The following is a 15,660-nucleotide window of genomic DNA, read 5'->3' on the forward strand; positions in this document are numbered from 1 at the left end:
GCTTCCATCTTTTCGTTAAAAATCGTTAAGTCCCCCTTACTCCGCCACGCCGACGGATATTAATCAGTAGTTTTGCGAGCAGTCGCCCACCGGGAATTGCACCAATGGCCAAAAAGAAAAAAATCGGGAGTTATCCCAACACCATGATTATCATTAGCCTGACGGCGGCATTATTCCTAATCGGATTCTGCGCTATGCTTGTGATTCAATCAAAGAAACTCGTTTCGATCATCCGGGAAAACATCGACGTCAGCGTTTTTGTCGACAAAAGCACATCCGTAGCGGGCCGAGATTCTATTCTCCAAGAAGTTAGCCAAAAACCCTATGTACAAGTGCTTAGCGACAGTATGGACATTACTTTTGTCTCTAAAGAGCAGGCCGCCGAGGATTTCATGGAAGGGACAAAGGAGGATTTTACCACTTTCTTAGGTGAGAACCCTTTGCGTGATAGTTACCGCGTGAAAGTTCGGGAGGAATATTTTGAGGAAGCCAAACTCAAGGCCATCCAAACCGATTTAGAAAAAATAGAAGGAGTGTATGAGGTAGTGTATCAAGAAAACCTGGCCGACGCGATCAACAAGAACATCACCAAACTGTACATCGTCTTGGCCTCATTTGCCCTGGTTATGCTGATTATCATCGTTTTATTGATAAACAACACCATAAAACTTGCCATCTATTCGCAGCGTTTCCTAATAAGGAGCATGCAGTTGGTCGGTGCTACAAATGGCTTCATCCAGCGGCCCTTTCTGATGCGTGGCGCCACGCAAGGGATAGTGAGTGCCCTTATTGCGTCCTTCTTTTTGGTTGTCTTAGAGCAAGTTGCCGTTCGAAACGTCGAAGGCATGGCACTATTGCAAGAATATGACAAACTAGCTGTCGTTTTGGTGATGCTTGTCGTTCTCGGCATCCTCATCGGTGTAGTAAGTACCACCCAATCCCTTCACCGATACTTGAAAATGTCATTGGATGACCTGTACTAAATCGCTGTCGGCTAAAATTAAACTCTTTGACACATCAACTAAAAATCATGACTCCTAACAAAGACCACCTTCCCTTTCGGGCAACCAATTACCGTTTTATGCTTATTGGTTTGGCCGTTATCTTACTTGGTTTTATCGTAATGAGCCTTGACAATGAGGAATTCGGCTTCGGGGTTCTGGGACTGACCGTCGGACCAGTCATCACAGTAGCGGGATTCATATTTGAGTTTTGGGCTATTCTGCGTAAACCGGCAAATCAATGACCATTTGGCAGGCTATCATTTTAGCCATTATTGAGGGCATCACTGAGTTTTTGCCCATTTCTTCCACGGGTCACATGATCATTGCCTCTTCTGTGATGGGAATCAGCCATTCAGAATTCGTTAAAATGTTCACTGTGAACATTCAATTCGGGGCAATTCTGTCGGTGATTGTGCTATATACCCGACGTTTTCTACAAACCACCGACTTTTATTATAAGCTTTTCGTAGCCTTTCTTCCTGCCGCCGTCATTGGCCTCCTTTTGAATGACTACATCGACGCACTGCTGGAAAATGTTGTGGTTGTGGCTATTATGCTTTTGGTTGGTGGTATCGTGCTGGTGTTTATTGACAAGATTGCTCAAGATCATCCCAAAGATCGGGAGATCACCTACCCCGAAGCCCTGAAAATTGGTTTCTACCAATGTATTGCCATGATTCCCGGTGTGTCGCGCTCGGCGGCAACAATCATCGGCGGGATGTTTCAGGGGCTGACTCGCAAACAATCAGCCGAGTTCTCCTTTTTCCTCGCCGTACCGACTATGGCCGCAGCGGCGGGTTATAAGTTTCTGAAAACCTACGAAATCATCCAGCCTGCGGATATTAAAATTCTTCTTTTGGGAAATGCCGTGGCGTTCGTCGTCGCGATGGCGGCAATAAAGTTTTTTATTAATTTTTTGACCAAATACGGCTTTAAGGTATTCGGATACTACCGCATCATACTGGGAATCATTTTGTTGGTTCTCATAGCCATGGGGTATGATCTGGACATAGTCTAGGCATGGACCAAACCCCACAGAACCCCGAAGTACCCGACCCCGGCGAAATGATCCTGATCGACAAGCCGCTGACCTGGACTTCGTTCGATGTAGTCAAAAAATTGAAGTGGGGCTGTAAGTTCAAGAAAATCGGCCACGCGGGTACTCTTGATCCGTTGGCCACGGGTTTGCTGATCCTCTGTACGGGCCGCATGACCAAGCAAATCGACTCCTACCAGGCTCAGGAAAAGGAATACGAGGGCACCTTGGTACTGGGTAAAACTACCCCCTCGGTGGATCTAGAAACCGATTTCGATCAGGAGTTTCTCACTGATCACATCACTGAAGAGGCTTTGTCGGACGCCGCCCGGCAACTCACAGGTACTTTGCAGCAACAACCACCCATCTACTCAGCGATCCGCGTGGACGGTGAGCGATTGTATAAAAAAGCCCGTCGCGGCGAGTCGGTGGAGATAAAGCCACGCGAAGTGACGGTGTCGCTTTTTGAAATAACTACTGCCAATTTTCCCGAAATTTATTTTAGAATAGTTTGTACCAAAGGTACTTACGTACGTAGTTTAGTGCGGGATTTCGGAAAATTGTTGAATAGTGGCGCCTACCTTTCTACTCTGCGGCGCACCCGCATCGGTACCTATCGGGTAGACGATGCCCACCAATTGGAAGATTTTATCCAGAAAAAAAGGGCCGAACTCGGTTTGGATCACACGCCATGAAGGTTTACCACACGTTGGAATCTTTTGAACCCCTGCCCAATGCCGTCGTCACGAGCGGTACTTTCGACGGCGTGCATCAGGGACACCGCAAAATTCTGAGCCGCCTTTCGGAAGCGGCTGCCCAGCGGCGAGGCGAAACGGTGGTGCTGACCTTTTGGCCGCACCCACGCATGGTCGTTTCGGAAGATAGCCACGGGTTGCAACTGCTCTCTACGATCGAGGAGAAAACTGAACTTTTCCGCGAACTGGAGATTGATCACCTCATCATTTCACCCTTTACTCGCGCCTTCTCGGAACTGAGCCCTACGGAATTTATCCAGCAGGTTTTGGTGGATCGAATCGGCACCAAACGCTTCGTCATTGGCTATGACCACCGCTTTGGCCGTAATCGCGAAGGTAGTTTTGAGTTTCTTCAAAAAGTTGCCCCCGACTTTGGCTTCGAGGTAGAGGAAATTTCCCGGCAGGACATCGACGAACTTGCTATCAGTTCCACCCGTATCCGAAACGCCTTACTACGCGGCGACGTGCAAGAAGCAAGCGACCTGCTGGGTCGGCCCTACCAGTTCTCAGGTGTAGTTGTGAAAGGAAAGCAACTAGGCCGAACGCTCGGCTACCCGACAGCTAATATTGATGTTAAAGAAAACTACAAACTAATTCCGGCCAATGGAGTGTATGCCGTGAAGGTCATGCACCAGGGGGAGGTACTTCGCGGCATGCTCAACATCGGCGTCCGACCGACGGTGGATGGCACGAGCAGGACCATTGAAGTCAACGTTTTCGATTTTGACCAGGATGTTTACGGCGAAAGGCTCGTGGTCGAACTGTTCGCTTACCTGAGACCCGAAATGAAATTCGGAAATCTGGAAGAGTTAGTCGCACAACTTGCGGAAGATAAGCAAAAGGCTATTAAGGCTATGAGACTATGAGATCCGCACATAGCTCCCAAGTACCTTCATCAAACTACCATATTTCTTCAAAATCTCCCGCACCTTTTCATCTTCGTAATGCCCCTCGAACTCCACGAAAAACCAGTAGCGAAATGAGGAACCCTGCCTCAACGGGCGGCTTTCAATTTTGGTGAGATTGATGCCGCGGTCGTAGAAATCTTTTAGAAAATCGAAAAGTACCCCTGGCTTGTTTGTATTGGGCAGATTGGCGATGATGGTAGTTTTGTCGGCCTGGCTTTTTTGATTTTGAAAATCTTTTGAAATAATCAGAAAGCGAGTGCGGTTCTGGTCGCTGTTACCAATGTTGTCGAAAAGTACCGGGACGCCGTAGAGTCTCGCGGCAATGTGAGAGCAAATCGCCGCAGATTCCGGTTCGGCGAAAGCGAGCTTGGCGGCCTTGGAGGTAGATTCCACCGGGATTAGCTCCACGCGATTGTCTTCAAAGTACTCCCGCAAAAAAGTGCTGCACTGTCGGAAGGCGATGTCCTTGGAATAAATTCGGCGAATATTCGTAAGCGAGTCACTCTGCGACGCAAAGCCGAAGTGAATAGATAGTAGTACTTCGGCGGCGATGTGGATTTCTTTCTCGCGTAACAAATCCACCGTCTCCCCTACCATACCTTCCTGATTGTTTTCCAGCGGCACCACGCCGAAGCGGGCGCGTCCAGTCTCTACAGCATCGAAGATCGAGTGAATCGTGGGAAGCACCAGGTATTCACTCATGCCACCAAAACGACTTTCCGCCGCCTGGTGGGTAAAACTACCCTCCGGCCCAAGGTATGCGATGCGCTCAGGTAGTTCCAGGTTCCGGGATACGGCAAATATCTCTAAAAAAATTGCCTCGATCGCTGACCGAGATAGTAAGCCGTCATTGATCTTGCTTAGCCGATCCAGAATTTGTTTTTCCCGCTCAGGCCGGTAGATGACTGTCTTCTGTGAGCGTTTTAATTCACCTACTGTCTTCACGTGCCCCATCCGCTCATTGAGCAAAGCGAGGAGTTCATTGTCGAGGGCGTCAATGCGTTTTCTTAGTTCTTGCAGGTCCAAGTTTTTGAATGATGAATGATGAGCGATGAATGATGAGTGATTTATCACTAGTCACTAGCGTACCAACCTTCTGGTGCGCCAGCCCGAGCGCGGGTCCGACCATTCATCACTCATCACTCATCATTATTAAGCGGCCATCTCCTCCATATTCTTCTCCACCTTCAAGTTGTCAATGATGAAGCGTTGGCGATCGGGGGAGTTTTTACCCATAAAGTAGGTCAGGAGTTTTTGGATCGAGGTTTCTTTTTGCAGGATAATAGGTTCGAGCATCATGTCCTCGCCGATGAATTTCCCGAATTCTTCGGGCGAAATTTCGCCTAAGCCTTTGAAACGAGTTATTTCAGGTTTGCCCCCCAATTTCTGAATGGCGGCTTGCTTTTCTTCCTCCGAATAGCAATAGATCGTTTCCTTTTTATTCCTAACCCGGAAAAGTGGCGTTTCTAAAATGTAAAGATGACCGTTTCTAACCAAATCAGGAAAGAACTGAAGGAAAAAAGTCATGATCAGCAGCCGGATGTGCATCCCATCCACGTCGGCGTCGGTGGCGATCACAATCCGGTTGAAGCGTAGGTTCTCGATACCGTTCTCAATATCAAGGGCGTGTTGCAGAAGATTGAACTCTTCGTTTTCGTAAACTACCTTCTTGGTAAGTCCAAAGCAGTTGAGCGGTTTACCGCGCAGGCTGAACACGGCCTGGGTCTGTACGTCGCGTGATTTAGTAATGGAGCCACTGGCCGAGTCGCCCTCGGTAATAAAGAGCGTCGTGCTGAATCGCAACTCATCGAGCTTGGCGTCGGTGAGGTGTTGGCGGCAATCGCGAAGTTTTTTGTTGTGCAGATTAGCCTTCTTGGCTCGTTCGTTGGCGAGTTTCTTGATACCCGCCAGTTCTTTACGCTCCTTTTCCGATTGCTCAATGCGTTTTTTGATGGCATCGCGCGTTTCGGGATGCATGTGGAGGTAGTTGTCGATGCGATCTTTTATGAAGTCGTTAATAAAAGACCGCACAGACTGGCTGTCGGGATTGGGCGAGAGCGTGTTGGAACCTAGTTTGGTCTTGGTCTGCGACTCAAAAATAGGCTCTTGCACCCGGATGGCAATCGCTGCCACAATAGAACTCCGCACGTCCTCAGTAGCATAGTCTTTACCGAAGTGTTCCCTCATCACCTTCACAATCGACTCTTTGAAAGCGTTCAGGTGTGTACCACCCTGAGTAGTGTACTGGCCATTTACGAAAGAGTAGTACTCCTCGCCATACTGGTTGCCGTGCGTCATGGCGAGTTCGATGTCCTCGCCTTTCAGGTGAATAATCGGGTAACGAATTGCTTCCTGGTCGGACTTGTCACGGAGCAGATCGAGTAACCCGTTTTGGGAAAAGTACTTTTGGCCATTGAAGGAAATTACCAGTCCCGCATTGAGGTAACAGTAGTTACGGATCATGCTATCCAGGTACTGCGGGATGTACTTGAAGTTCTTGAACACTTGGCCGTCCGGCTCAAAAGCGATGAAGGTACCGTTGCGCTGTGAAGTAGTTTCCTCCTTAGATTCTCTAAGCAAAACGCCTTCCTCAAATTCCGCCCATTTGGTTTTCCCGTCCCGATATGACTGTACTCTGAAGTAGTTGGACAAAGCGTTGACCGCCTTGGTACCTACCCCATTCAGGCCAACGGATTTTTGAAAAGCTCCTGAATCGTACTTACCTCCGGTGTTTATTTTTGATACACAGTCGATCACTGCGCCGAGCGGGATACCGCGGCCGTAGTCGCGGACTTCCACGCGGTGTTCCGATATCTTGATCTCGATGGACTTGCCATTACCCATCATGTGTTCATCAATGGAGTTGTCCATGATTTCTTTGACCAGGACATAGATGCCATCATCAACCGAGGCACCGTCGCCAAGTTTGCCGATGTACATGCCGGGACGGAGACGGATATGTTCCTTCCAGTCCAGCGATCGGATACTGCTTTCGTCGTAGGTTACGTTATTTTCTGCCATAGAGGGCGTGGACTTTTTATATTAATAAATTGAGAATGGATAATGATAAGGAATACAGATGCGTTAACAAAGATAATACGCCTGATAATTTCCAAAAAATAGAAAATCTTTATAAAAAGGAAAAATCTCCTTTACTTTGCCCTTTCGAATACACGCACCAGTATTGTACTTTTAAAAGACGGCTCACTTTTCATCCATCTAATCGAACCCAGATCAGGCCACTGCTTCTTAGGCTTATCCACCAAGAATTACCCATCATGAACTTGAACACTTTCGCAATGTATCAGAAAAATATTCTGAATATCACATTAGCGTTAATTTTGGCAGCCACTACCGCCTTCGGTCAGGGAACAACTCCCGCTCCCAGCGCGCCTGCGCCTACTTCCTCACCGACTCCGGCGGGCAATCAGGGCAACCGCCCCAACACTCCGGCTCAAGGTCAACCACAGCAGGGCAACAACAACACCCGCCCAGTGACGCTTCCGAACGGACAGGTAGTTGATGCCCCGGTCAACGCTCAAGGAAATGTGGTCGGGCCTGACGGTCAGGTAGTACCCAACACAACCACCAATGATCAGGGCGAGGTGGTGCCCGGTAATCAAAAATCTGACGCTGCGAACGCTGTCAAAAGCGCCGAAGAAACGGCTAACGATCTCAAGAGGCAAGCGAGATCCCAGGCTGAAATTGCCCGGCAGGAGCTGCGGGAGAGCATTTTTGGCTATTCATTGTTTTCTAATGAAAATTTCTCTCCTATACCCGAACAGTCCATTGGTACCCCGAGCGACTATACCATTGCTCCGGGCGATAACCTAACCGTGTCAATTTATGGGTACGCCCAGTATCCCGACCAGGAATTGGAGGTAAATAGAGATGGGGATGTGAATATCCTTCGGGTAGGTGTGGTAAATTTGGCCGGAAAAACCATTCAGGAAGCTCAAAAAATACTGATGGGCCGTTTTTCCAAATTTGTTCCGGGTATGTTAGGTTCAGGGGGCAATGCTTCACAAACCAAGCTACTGCTCACTTTGGGCAAAATTCGGCCAGTGAATGTCTTTGTGACCGGGGAGGTCATTCGTCCCGGCAGCTACACGCTAAATTCCCTCTCATCGGCTTTCAATGCTCTATATTCTGCGGGCGGGCCTAACGAAATTGGTACTTTCCGGGAAGTGCGCGTCCTCCGAAATGGCAAAGTGGTTTCTACCTTTGACATCTACGACATTCTGCTCAACGGTACTTCCGAAGGGGCCATCCGGATACAGGATAACGATATCGTCAATGTGGGTTTTGTGAAAAAGCGAATTGAAGTCACCGGGAATGTCAGGCGTCCCAAACTATTCGAAGCCAAAGGCAACGAAAAGTTGGGCGATATTATCCAATACGCAGGCGGATTTACCGACAACGCCTATCGCGCCAGGATCCAAATCAAACGCATTTCCGACAAGGGCGAACGCCGGATTCTGGATGTAAATGGCGGCGAAATCGACAACTTCGAGCTCGTAAGCGGCGATGTGATAGAAGTGCAGGCCGTGCTGGATCGTTTTGAAAATATCATAGTACTGGAAGGCGCAGTGATGCGCCCCGGTGAGTATTCGATCGATAGCAACCCTACTCTGAAGACATTGCTGGAAAACGCGCAGGGACTACGAGAAGATGCCTTTACAGGCCGTATCACTGTCATGCGTACGCGTGACGATCAATCGGTAGAGAACATTACTCTCAACCTGCGCGACATTATGAATGGCGAGGCAGAGGATCTGCTACTCACCCGTCTGGACAGAATCGTCATACCTTCCACCTTCGACCAGGTAGAGCCATCGTATGTACAGATTTCGGGCGAAGTTAACAGTGCGGATATGGGAGTCAACGGCATGCGCGTACCGTATATGGCCAATATGACTTTGGAAGACCTCATTTTGATGGCTGGGAACTTCAAGGAATCGGCCAAGGCCTCGCAGGTGGAGGTATTTCGGCGGGTGCGCAATTCTGACGCCAAAGCTGCTGATGCCGATATCTCGGAACATTTTTCTTTTGATGTAAGCCGTGATCTTAGCCTAGATGGCAATGACACACGCTTCGTTTTGTATCCCTTCGATGAGGTGATCGTCAGGAAGTCGCCCAACTACCAGGAGCAGCAGTATGTAGGGGTAGAAGGTGAGGTGTTGAATCCCGGCTCCTATGGCATTATTAGCAAAAACGAAAAAGTATCGGACCTGATAATAAGAGCAGGAGGTTTGACCGATCTCGCTTATGTAAAAGGCGCCACTTTGATTCGGACTACCGAGGTATCTCAATTTGAGTCGCAGCAAACTGCGAATGCACTGGGGCAGATTTCTTCTGAAGTACGTAAGGGGACGCTCAACGTGTCGGCAGGCGGCCAATTCCGACAGGAATTTGTAGGAATTCAACTTGACCAGATTCTCAAAAATCCAGAATCTGACGCAAACATTATTATTCAGGAGGGTGATATAATTCGGATACCAAAGAGGTTGGAAACGGTACAGGTAAAAGGAGAACTACTTTATCCCACCACCGTCAAGTACAACGACGATATGAATTTTCTCGATTATATATCTCAATCGGGTGGCTTCACCAGAAGCTCTTTGCGTCGGTCCTCATACATTAAGTATCCCAACGGCTCGGTCGATCGTACCCGCCGATTCCTGATGTTCAACGTCTATCCCAAAGTTGAGCCGGGCTCGGAGATATATGTTCCTGAGAAAGGGCAAACGGCTTTGACGCCTCAGCAAATCCTGCAGCAGGGCATTTCGGTCACCTCTACTTTATTCACACTCATCCTATCGGTACTTGCCTTCCGCAATATCCGTTAACACAACGCGCTTAAAATGGCCCAAGCTATTATCCAAGAACAGCATCCCGAAAGGCTGCCTGAAGACCAGATATCACCCAAAACGGTGGTAATGAAGGTAGTTTCGGCCAAAGATGCCCTGCTCAGAAATTGGAAGTTGATTCTAATCCTATGTCTGATGGGTTACGGGATCGGCTACGCTCTGGATGTTTATCTCAAAAAGCCCGCTCAATATGAGGCTAGTATATTGTTCAACCTCGGCGCGGGTAGTTCGCCCAACTCGCAGTTCGGTCAAATGGCTGGGATGTTCGGTTTGGGTGGCGCTCCAGACGCCAATGTCTATACGGGCGAGAACTTTCTCTACTTTGTCAACTCACGCCCCGTCTTGGAAAGAGCCTTGATGAAGGAAGTCCAGGTAGGCGATCAGAAAAAGATGATGGCCAATTTTGTTATCGATTCCAGCAGCATTAAAGATGAGGAATGGAAAGACGTACCAAAGCTTGAGAGCTTTTATTTCACAAGCGATAGCACCGACGGATTCTCCGACTTCGAACATAGGGCTCTCAATTCGGTAGTTGACGTGGTTAAAGTGGCGACAGCTGTGTATGAACCTGACCGTAAGTCGTCTTTTCTAATGCTAACCGTACGCTTTAAGAGCGAATTGCTGGCCGAGCGTTGGGCCAAAACAATGCTGGAAACGGTTGAAGAGGTCTACACCGAAAATCAAACATCCAAAACACGGAAAACACTTAGATTACTACAGAGTCGCGCCGATTCATTGGAGAGCATCCTGAACGGCACCGAGAGAAATTTGGCTCGCCAAATGAACTACAGTGCTAACATTGTGGCACCGGAAGGCCAAGCTCGGGTTACCAAATTGCAGCGTAATTCCCAGTTCATCACCCAACTCTACGCTGAAGCCAGTCGCAACGTAGAGGCGATGAAGGTTTCGTTGGTACAAGAAGCACCGTTGTTTACGATCATCGAACCTGTCAAACAACCACTCGATATGAAAATTGACGAAGGAAAGCGAGCACAAATAGGCCTTTTGATCGGGTTAGTACTGGCCTTTATTGCGGTGTACTTCAAGGGCGTCTATGCTTCAGTCATGGCCGACGATCGATTCTAAAATATTATGGCTTACCGTACAATCATCAAGGCAGGAGGATCGGGAACCGACTATTGGCTGGATCTGTGGCGAAACCGACAATTGCTCTGGATTCTTTCTAAACGGGACATTTCGGTTCGTTACAAGCAGACGCTGCTGGGTATAGCCTGGAGCGTCGTGCGCCCGCTTATGACCATGCTGGTCATGGCAGTAGTGTTCAGTCAGGTGGCTAAGCTGCCTCCCGACCCAAATATCCCCTACCCGCTTATGATCTTAGGCGGGCTGACGATCTGGACTTTCTTCTCAGGGGCGTTCAGTCAGGTCAGTAACAGCATCGTCTTGAATTCCAATCTGGTGTCGAAGGTTTATTTCCCTCGGCTACTTATGCCGTTGAGTGCAGTGGCTGTTGGCTTCATCGACTTCCTCATTTCGTTGGTACTGTTCATCGGTTTGAGTATTTACTACAACTATTTGCCCAGCGCCAACATCGTCTTTCTACCTTTTTTTCTGGTTCTCACTTTTATTTCTGCGCTGGGTTTCGGACTTTTCTTTTCGGTTATCAATGTCCGATTTCGGGACATCGGTCAACTAATACCTTTCATCGTGCAGGTCGGCATGTACGCTTGCCCAATCGCCTACAGTACGCGGCTCGTTCGGGATTCCTTGCCACAATACTACGAGTACTACATCATGAACCCCGCTGTGGGAATCATCGATGGCTTCAAATGGTGTTTGCTGGGTAGCAATTCCTATTTCGATCCTAACAGCCTCTATTCTACATTAATCGTATCGATAATAGCATTGTTTCTCTCCGTTATGTACTTTCGCAAGAAGGAGAACACATTTGTAGATTATATTTGATACATAGCAATCGTCTATGCACGTCATTACAGCTGAAAATATCAGCAAAAAATATATCATCGATCACCAGGGCACCCGAAAGACTTCGAGTTTGCGGGATGTGGTGGCCGATGGTTTTAAGCAGTTATTCAATAAGAATAGCAAAGATTCCGTCACTGAGCGCAAGGAGGAGTTCTGGGCGCTGCAAGACGTCAACTTCACGATCGACCAGGGTGACCGCATAGGCATTGTTGGCCATAACGGGGCCGGAAAATCTACTTTGCTCAAAATCCTGAGTCGCATCACAGATCCCACTACAGGTCAAGTTTCCATTGATGGACGAGTGGCGAGCTTACTGGAAGTAGGTACGGGGTTTCATCCTGAGCTCACAGGCCGTGAGAACATTTTCCTCAATGGTGCCATTCTAGGCATGAACAAGGGCGAGATAAAAAGATCTTTCGACGCAATCGTGGATTTTGCCGGGGTAGAAAAATTTCTCGATACGCCTGTGAAGCGGTACTCTTCGGGCATGTACGTCCGGCTGGGCTTTGCTATTGCCGCTCACCTCGAACCCGAGATCATGATCATCGACGAGGTACTTGCTGTCGGCGATGCTGAATTCCAGAAAAAGTGCTTGGGCAAAATGCGCGACGTTTCCGAAAGCGGACGAACATTACTTTTTGTCAGCCATAACCTTACCGCCATTCAGGCACTTTGCAATAAATCATTTTATTTTGAAAAAGGGAAATTGCTGGATCAGGGCGAAACATCCCGTATCGTTACTACGTACCTGAGTCGGGTGTCGCAAAAAAAACTGGAACGCCAGTGGGACGACATTGATACCGCGCCCGGTAACGATGAAATTCGTGTTAAGAGTTTCAAGCTGGTTCCCGACTACCTCGACAGTCTGATGCACATTGACGTGAGGACTTCTATGGACATTCAGTTTGAGTTCTGGAACATGGTCGAAGATGCCCAGCTGAACCTTAGCCTGCACCTGTATTCTTATACGGGTGAGTGCATTTTTAATGTTGGTACCCCATCGCAGTCTTTCGCACGTGGTTTGATCACCGGGTCCTTGGAAATACCCGGCCACTTCCTCAATGATGGCTCTTACATGATCTCGATCATGGTGGTCAAGGACACGAGCAGCGTGATTTATAATATGGAGGAAGCACTGACTTTCGACGTAGAGGATTATCGGGAGGGTGTTACTTGGTACGGAAAATGGCCCGGCTATATTCGTCCGCAACTGAATTTTTCCCTCAACCAGGTTGAATCCGTCGTGAATGATTAATGTTACCAAGTCTTTTCTGCCCGATCGTGAGGAGTACATCAAGTACATCAATCAAATCTGGGATCGGGTGCAGCTTACCAACAATGGTCCACTGTTACAAGAGCTCGAAAAAGGCCTAAAAGATTATTTAGGCGTAGAGAACCTCTACTTTTGCGGTAACGGCACTATCGTACTGCAAATCGCGCTTAAAGTACTGGATATCACAAAAGAGGTCATCACAACGCCCTTCTCTTACGTCGCTACGACTAATTCAATTTTGTGGGAAAACTGTACGCCTGTGTTTGTGGATATCGACCGTCACACATTCAATATTGATCCAAACCTCATAGAAGCAGCCATTACGCCCGACACGCAGGCCATTATGGCTACCCATGTATATGGCAATCCCTGCGCCGTGGAGAAAATTCAGGAAATCGCCGATCGGCACTCGCTGAAAGTGATTTATGACGCGGCCCACGCTTTTGGCGTAAACTACCAAGGGCGGTCGTTGCTTTCCTACGGGGATCTGAGTACATGTAGTTTCCACGCTACCAAGGTTTTCCATACCGTTGAAGGCGGTGCCCTGATTTCCAATCATCCCGAGTTGCACGAAAAAATCCATCTTCTGCGAGCTTTTGGTCACCGCGGCGATGAGGAGTACTTTTTCGCGGGCATCAATGGTAAAAACTCTGAGTTTCACGCTGCGATGGGATTGTGCAATCTTCCCCACGTTCCCGAAATTATTGCTGCCCGTAAGGCTGTTTTTGAGCAGTATGACGCTCAGTTGGATTGGGGAAAACTGACAAAGCCGTCCATCGATCCGATAATCGAGTACAACTACGCTTACTACCCGGTGGTATTCGAGTCTTATGAGATGATGCGTAAGGTCCAGGCGGCCCTGCTCGAAAACCAAATCGCCCCCCGGAGGTACTTTTACCCTTCCTTGAATACACTCACCTTTCTACCCCGACACTTCCCATGTCCAGTGTCGGAAGATATTTCGTCACGGGTGCTGAGTTTGCCGCTATACTTCGGACAGCCTGCCGAAGAGATCGCAACGATCAGCGAAATCATCAACCAAAACCTTTGACCAACCAGCCGTGGAACCCATCTATTGGATTTTCTTCTTGCTGTTCGTCGGAAGTGTCGGTTACGTAGCCAAGCAGCTAAGCTCTTCTTCCCTAGCCGAGTGGTTGTTGTGTTCCTTTGTCCTATTTGTAGGTTCGGTCATTCCTACGGGCTTCGTATTGTCGGCTTTGGATTTAACGGATCAGACTTTCGCTTGGATTATCGGAAATTTTCTGGTTCTGGCAATCCATTTTGTTTTGTGGCAGCGATTGATTGGCCCTACTGAGCGTTTTTCAATCAGAGGTATTTTCCGAAACCGCACCGCTACTTTCAAATCCTGGTTTAGTAAGCTCTCCCCCTACCTAAAACTGCTATTTACGCTGATGATCGGGACGCTGCTCGTGATCGGGGTCACGAATTTGCTGTTGGTGCTATTTACCGTTCCCAACGAATGGGATAGTATGACGGGCCACCTCAATCGGGCCGTGCGCTACATTCAGCGCGGTACTATGGAGCATTTTGGGGGCACCAACTGGAACATGGACACCTACCCCAAAAGCGTAACAGCGATTCAGATTTACAGCTACCTGATCTCGGGCCAAATCGAGAATGCGTTCAAACTTATTCATCACACTGCCTACTGGATCACGCTTATAGCCATTTTCGGCACCGCGCAGCGGATTGGCCGCAATTTGTCGGCCAGTTTTTTCTGTGCTTTGGCGTATAGTTTGTTTCTGGATTTTTTGATGCAGGCTATTACTACCGAAACGGACATCGTCCTGACTGCCTACCTGAGTTGTTTACTGTATTTTTTGTACAGCTACCACGTTACGCGGCACGACAAGTACCTTTATTTAGCCGGATTGGTTTTTGGTATTACGCTGGGCCATAAAGTGACCTTCGTCCTGCTACTGCCTTCGGTGTTTGTCATCATGATTTATACCGTTTTTCTGGCTCCAGACGTCAAGATTTTCTTTCAAAGAACTTTTAAACTCGGATTTGCCATCTTAATGGCGGTGTCAATTTACGCCCTGCCCACGGGATATCTCAAAAATATTCAGGTGTTTGGTCATCCCATCGGTCCACCCACAGCTTTGAAACATCAGTCGGTTGAGCGAGCGGGAAGTTTGCGCAATTTGGCCGAACAGGGTAGCCGTAATTTGGTTCGATACTCCTACGATTTTTTCAACCTCGACGGTATTCGAAACGCGCAGTGGGGTTACGATTTAAATACTCAGATTCGAAAGCCTATTGTGTTGCTGGAAGATAAATTGGGGATGAGGCTGGACGAAGAAACTGACTTTTCCATCGTGCCATTCAGCTTTCAACGGCGATTCGAGTTCTACAACGCCAATCCCTATTGGGGAATATTCGGCTTCGCCCTACTCCTTCCACTTATTCTCTTGACTTTCCTGCGAATTTTCCGCTCACGGCCGCACTGGTTTTTGGCCTCAGCGGTAGTGTTGCACTTTATAGCCATCTCTTATTCAGCACCTTATGACCCATTTAAGGGTCGCTACTTTATTGAGACCGGTCTGTTTGGTTCATTATTCTTTCTTATGCTTTTCTCCAACCACCGTCTATCAATTTTGAAACCACGGCGTTGGGCCTGGAAGTCGTACGTCGGGCTGATCGTGCTTTTAGCGTGTATATCTGCGGTGATGTCGGTTTATTTAAATATTCGCAGTCTTCCGCTTTCTGCCTATGGGTATGAGTCGGCGTTTACCACCGAGCGCATAAAATTCCAAACTTTCGCCCGGCCCGATACTTACCCCGCCTATCTACGTTTCGATTCGCTCGTCCCACCTGACGCTACGGTAGCCCTCGGAACGATCAAT

The 15,660-nt window shown here is 48.3% G+C and carries 13 protein-coding genes; 11 read left to right on the forward strand and 2 right to left on the reverse strand.

All coding sequences use genetic code 11. The features are described 5' to 3' along the window. Nucleotides 1-104 precede the first annotated feature (104 nt). From ACEW8P_RS10300 to ACEW8P_RS10320, 5 genes are read left to right on the forward strand one after another with little or no spacing between them, the layout of a single operon-like run. Nucleotides 105-983 (forward strand): cell division protein FtsX, encoded by an 879-nt coding sequence (locus ACEW8P_RS10300; RefSeq protein ID WP_373512997.1) that lies wholly within the window; start codon nucleotides 105-107, stop codon nucleotides 981-983. Nucleotides 984-1,030: 47 nt separating this feature from the next. Beyond that, complete coding sequence (locus tag ACEW8P_RS10305) at nucleotides 1,031-1,246, forward strand: DUF3098 domain-containing protein (RefSeq protein ID WP_373512998.1); 216 nt, start codon at nucleotides 1,031-1,033, stop codon at nucleotides 1,244-1,246. Then, entirely contained in the window at nucleotides 1,243-2,022 is a 780-nt protein-coding gene (locus ACEW8P_RS10310) for an undecaprenyl-diphosphate phosphatase (protein ID WP_373512999.1), read from the forward strand. The genes ACEW8P_RS10305 and ACEW8P_RS10310 overlap by 4 nt, the downstream gene beginning before the upstream one ends. A 2-nt stretch (nucleotides 2,023-2,024) precedes the next feature. After that, complete coding sequence (gene truB, locus ACEW8P_RS10315) at nucleotides 2,025-2,735, forward strand: tRNA pseudouridine(55) synthase TruB (RefSeq protein WP_373513000.1); 711 nt, start codon at nucleotides 2,025-2,027, stop codon at nucleotides 2,733-2,735. Beyond that, the gene (locus ACEW8P_RS10320) at nucleotides 2,732-3,661 is read left to right on the forward strand and encodes a bifunctional riboflavin kinase/FAD synthetase (RefSeq protein ID WP_373513001.1); all 930 of its coding nucleotides are present in this window, start codon (nucleotides 2,732-2,734) and stop codon (nucleotides 3,659-3,661) included. Before truB ends, ACEW8P_RS10320 begins: the two co-directional genes overlap by 4 nt. Here the strand turns inward: ACEW8P_RS10320 and pheA are convergent. Together pheA and ACEW8P_RS10330 are read right to left on the reverse strand one after the other, a co-directional pair. Further along, nucleotides 3,656-4,729, reverse strand: a complete 1,074-nt coding sequence (gene pheA / locus ACEW8P_RS10325) for a prephenate dehydratase (RefSeq protein ID WP_373513002.1) — start codon at nucleotides 4,727-4,729, stop codon at nucleotides 3,656-3,658. The genes ACEW8P_RS10320 and pheA overlap by 6 nt on opposite strands. A 126-nt stretch (nucleotides 4,730-4,855) precedes the next feature. Further along, nucleotides 4,856-6,724 carry a DNA topoisomerase IV subunit B gene (locus ACEW8P_RS10330; RefSeq protein WP_373513003.1) on the reverse strand — a complete coding sequence of 623 codons (1,869 nt, stop codon included), beginning with the start codon at nucleotides 6,722-6,724 and terminating at the stop codon, nucleotides 4,856-4,858. 257 nt (nucleotides 6,725-6,981) lie between these two features. Here ACEW8P_RS10330 and ACEW8P_RS10335 point away from each other — a divergent pair, with 257 nt between their 5' ends. The 6 genes from ACEW8P_RS10335 to ACEW8P_RS10360 form a co-directional block, all read left to right on the forward strand. Next, on the forward strand, nucleotides 6,982-9,552 hold the full coding sequence (locus ACEW8P_RS10335; protein WP_373513004.1) for an SLBB domain-containing protein: 2,571 nt from the start codon (nucleotides 6,982-6,984) through the stop codon (nucleotides 9,550-9,552). 15 nt (nucleotides 9,553-9,567) lie between these two features. Further along, nucleotides 9,568-10,659 carry a hypothetical protein gene (locus ACEW8P_RS10340; RefSeq protein WP_373513005.1) on the forward strand — a complete coding sequence of 364 codons (1,092 nt, stop codon included), beginning with the start codon at nucleotides 9,568-9,570 and terminating at the stop codon, nucleotides 10,657-10,659. Between the two features lie 6 nt (nucleotides 10,660-10,665). Continuing rightward, a complete protein-coding gene (locus ACEW8P_RS10345) occupies nucleotides 10,666-11,499 on the forward strand; it encodes an ABC transporter permease (protein WP_373513006.1) in 834 nt (277 codons plus the stop codon). A 16-nt stretch (nucleotides 11,500-11,515) separates the two neighbouring features. Next, nucleotides 11,516-12,775 carry an ABC transporter ATP-binding protein gene (locus ACEW8P_RS10350; protein WP_373513007.1) on the forward strand — a complete coding sequence of 420 codons (1,260 nt, stop codon included), beginning with the start codon at nucleotides 11,516-11,518 and terminating at the stop codon, nucleotides 12,773-12,775. Further along, on the forward strand, nucleotides 12,768-13,844 hold the full coding sequence (locus ACEW8P_RS10355; RefSeq protein WP_373513008.1) for a DegT/DnrJ/EryC1/StrS family aminotransferase: 1,077 nt from the start codon (nucleotides 12,768-12,770) through the stop codon (nucleotides 13,842-13,844). Before ACEW8P_RS10350 ends, ACEW8P_RS10355 begins: the two co-directional genes overlap by 8 nt. A 10-nt stretch (nucleotides 13,845-13,854) precedes the next feature. Next, nucleotides 13,855-15,660, forward strand: a 1,806-nt coding sequence (locus tag ACEW8P_RS10360; protein WP_373513009.1) for an ArnT family glycosyltransferase, incomplete at its 3' end; no start/stop codon positions are given.

Source organism: Persicitalea sp., assembly GCF_041751555.1.
In the GTDB taxonomy this organism is placed as follows: Bacteria; Bacteroidota; Bacteroidia; order Cytophagales; family Spirosomataceae; genus Persicitalea.

Excerpts from the sequence above, each read along its gene's own strand:
- ACEW8P_RS10350 (WP_373513007.1), top strand. The coding sequence starts at position 11,516 with ATGCACGTCATTACAGCTGAAAATATCAGCAAAAAATATATCATCGAT.
- ACEW8P_RS10320 (WP_373513001.1), top strand. The coding sequence starts at position 2,732 with ATGAAGGTTTACCACACGTTGGAATCTTTTGAACCCCTGCCCAATGCC.
- ACEW8P_RS10345 (WP_373513006.1), top strand. The coding sequence starts at position 10,666 with ATGGCTTACCGTACAATCATCAAGGCAGGAGGATCGGGAACCGACTAT.
- ACEW8P_RS10305 (WP_373512998.1), top strand. The coding sequence starts at position 1,031 with ATGACTCCTAACAAAGACCACCTTCCCTTTCGGGCAACCAATTACCGT.
- ACEW8P_RS10300 (WP_373512997.1), top strand. The coding sequence starts at position 105 with ATGGCCAAAAAGAAAAAAATCGGGAGTTATCCCAACACCATGATTATC.
- ACEW8P_RS10340 (WP_373513005.1), top strand. The coding sequence starts at position 9,568 with ATGGCCCAAGCTATTATCCAAGAACAGCATCCCGAAAGGCTGCCTGAA.
- ACEW8P_RS10355 (WP_373513008.1), top strand. The coding sequence starts at position 12,768 with ATGATTAATGTTACCAAGTCTTTTCTGCCCGATCGTGAGGAGTACATC.
- truB (WP_373513000.1), top strand. The coding sequence starts at position 2,025 with ATGGACCAAACCCCACAGAACCCCGAAGTACCCGACCCCGGCGAAATG.
- ACEW8P_RS10310 (WP_373512999.1), top strand. The coding sequence starts at position 1,243 with ATGACCATTTGGCAGGCTATCATTTTAGCCATTATTGAGGGCATCACT.
- ACEW8P_RS10335 (WP_373513004.1), top strand. The coding sequence starts at position 6,982 with ATGAACTTGAACACTTTCGCAATGTATCAGAAAAATATTCTGAATATC.
- ACEW8P_RS10330 (WP_373513003.1), bottom strand. The coding sequence starts at position 6,724 with ATGGCAGAAAATAACGTAACCTACGACGAAAGCAGTATCCGATCGCTG.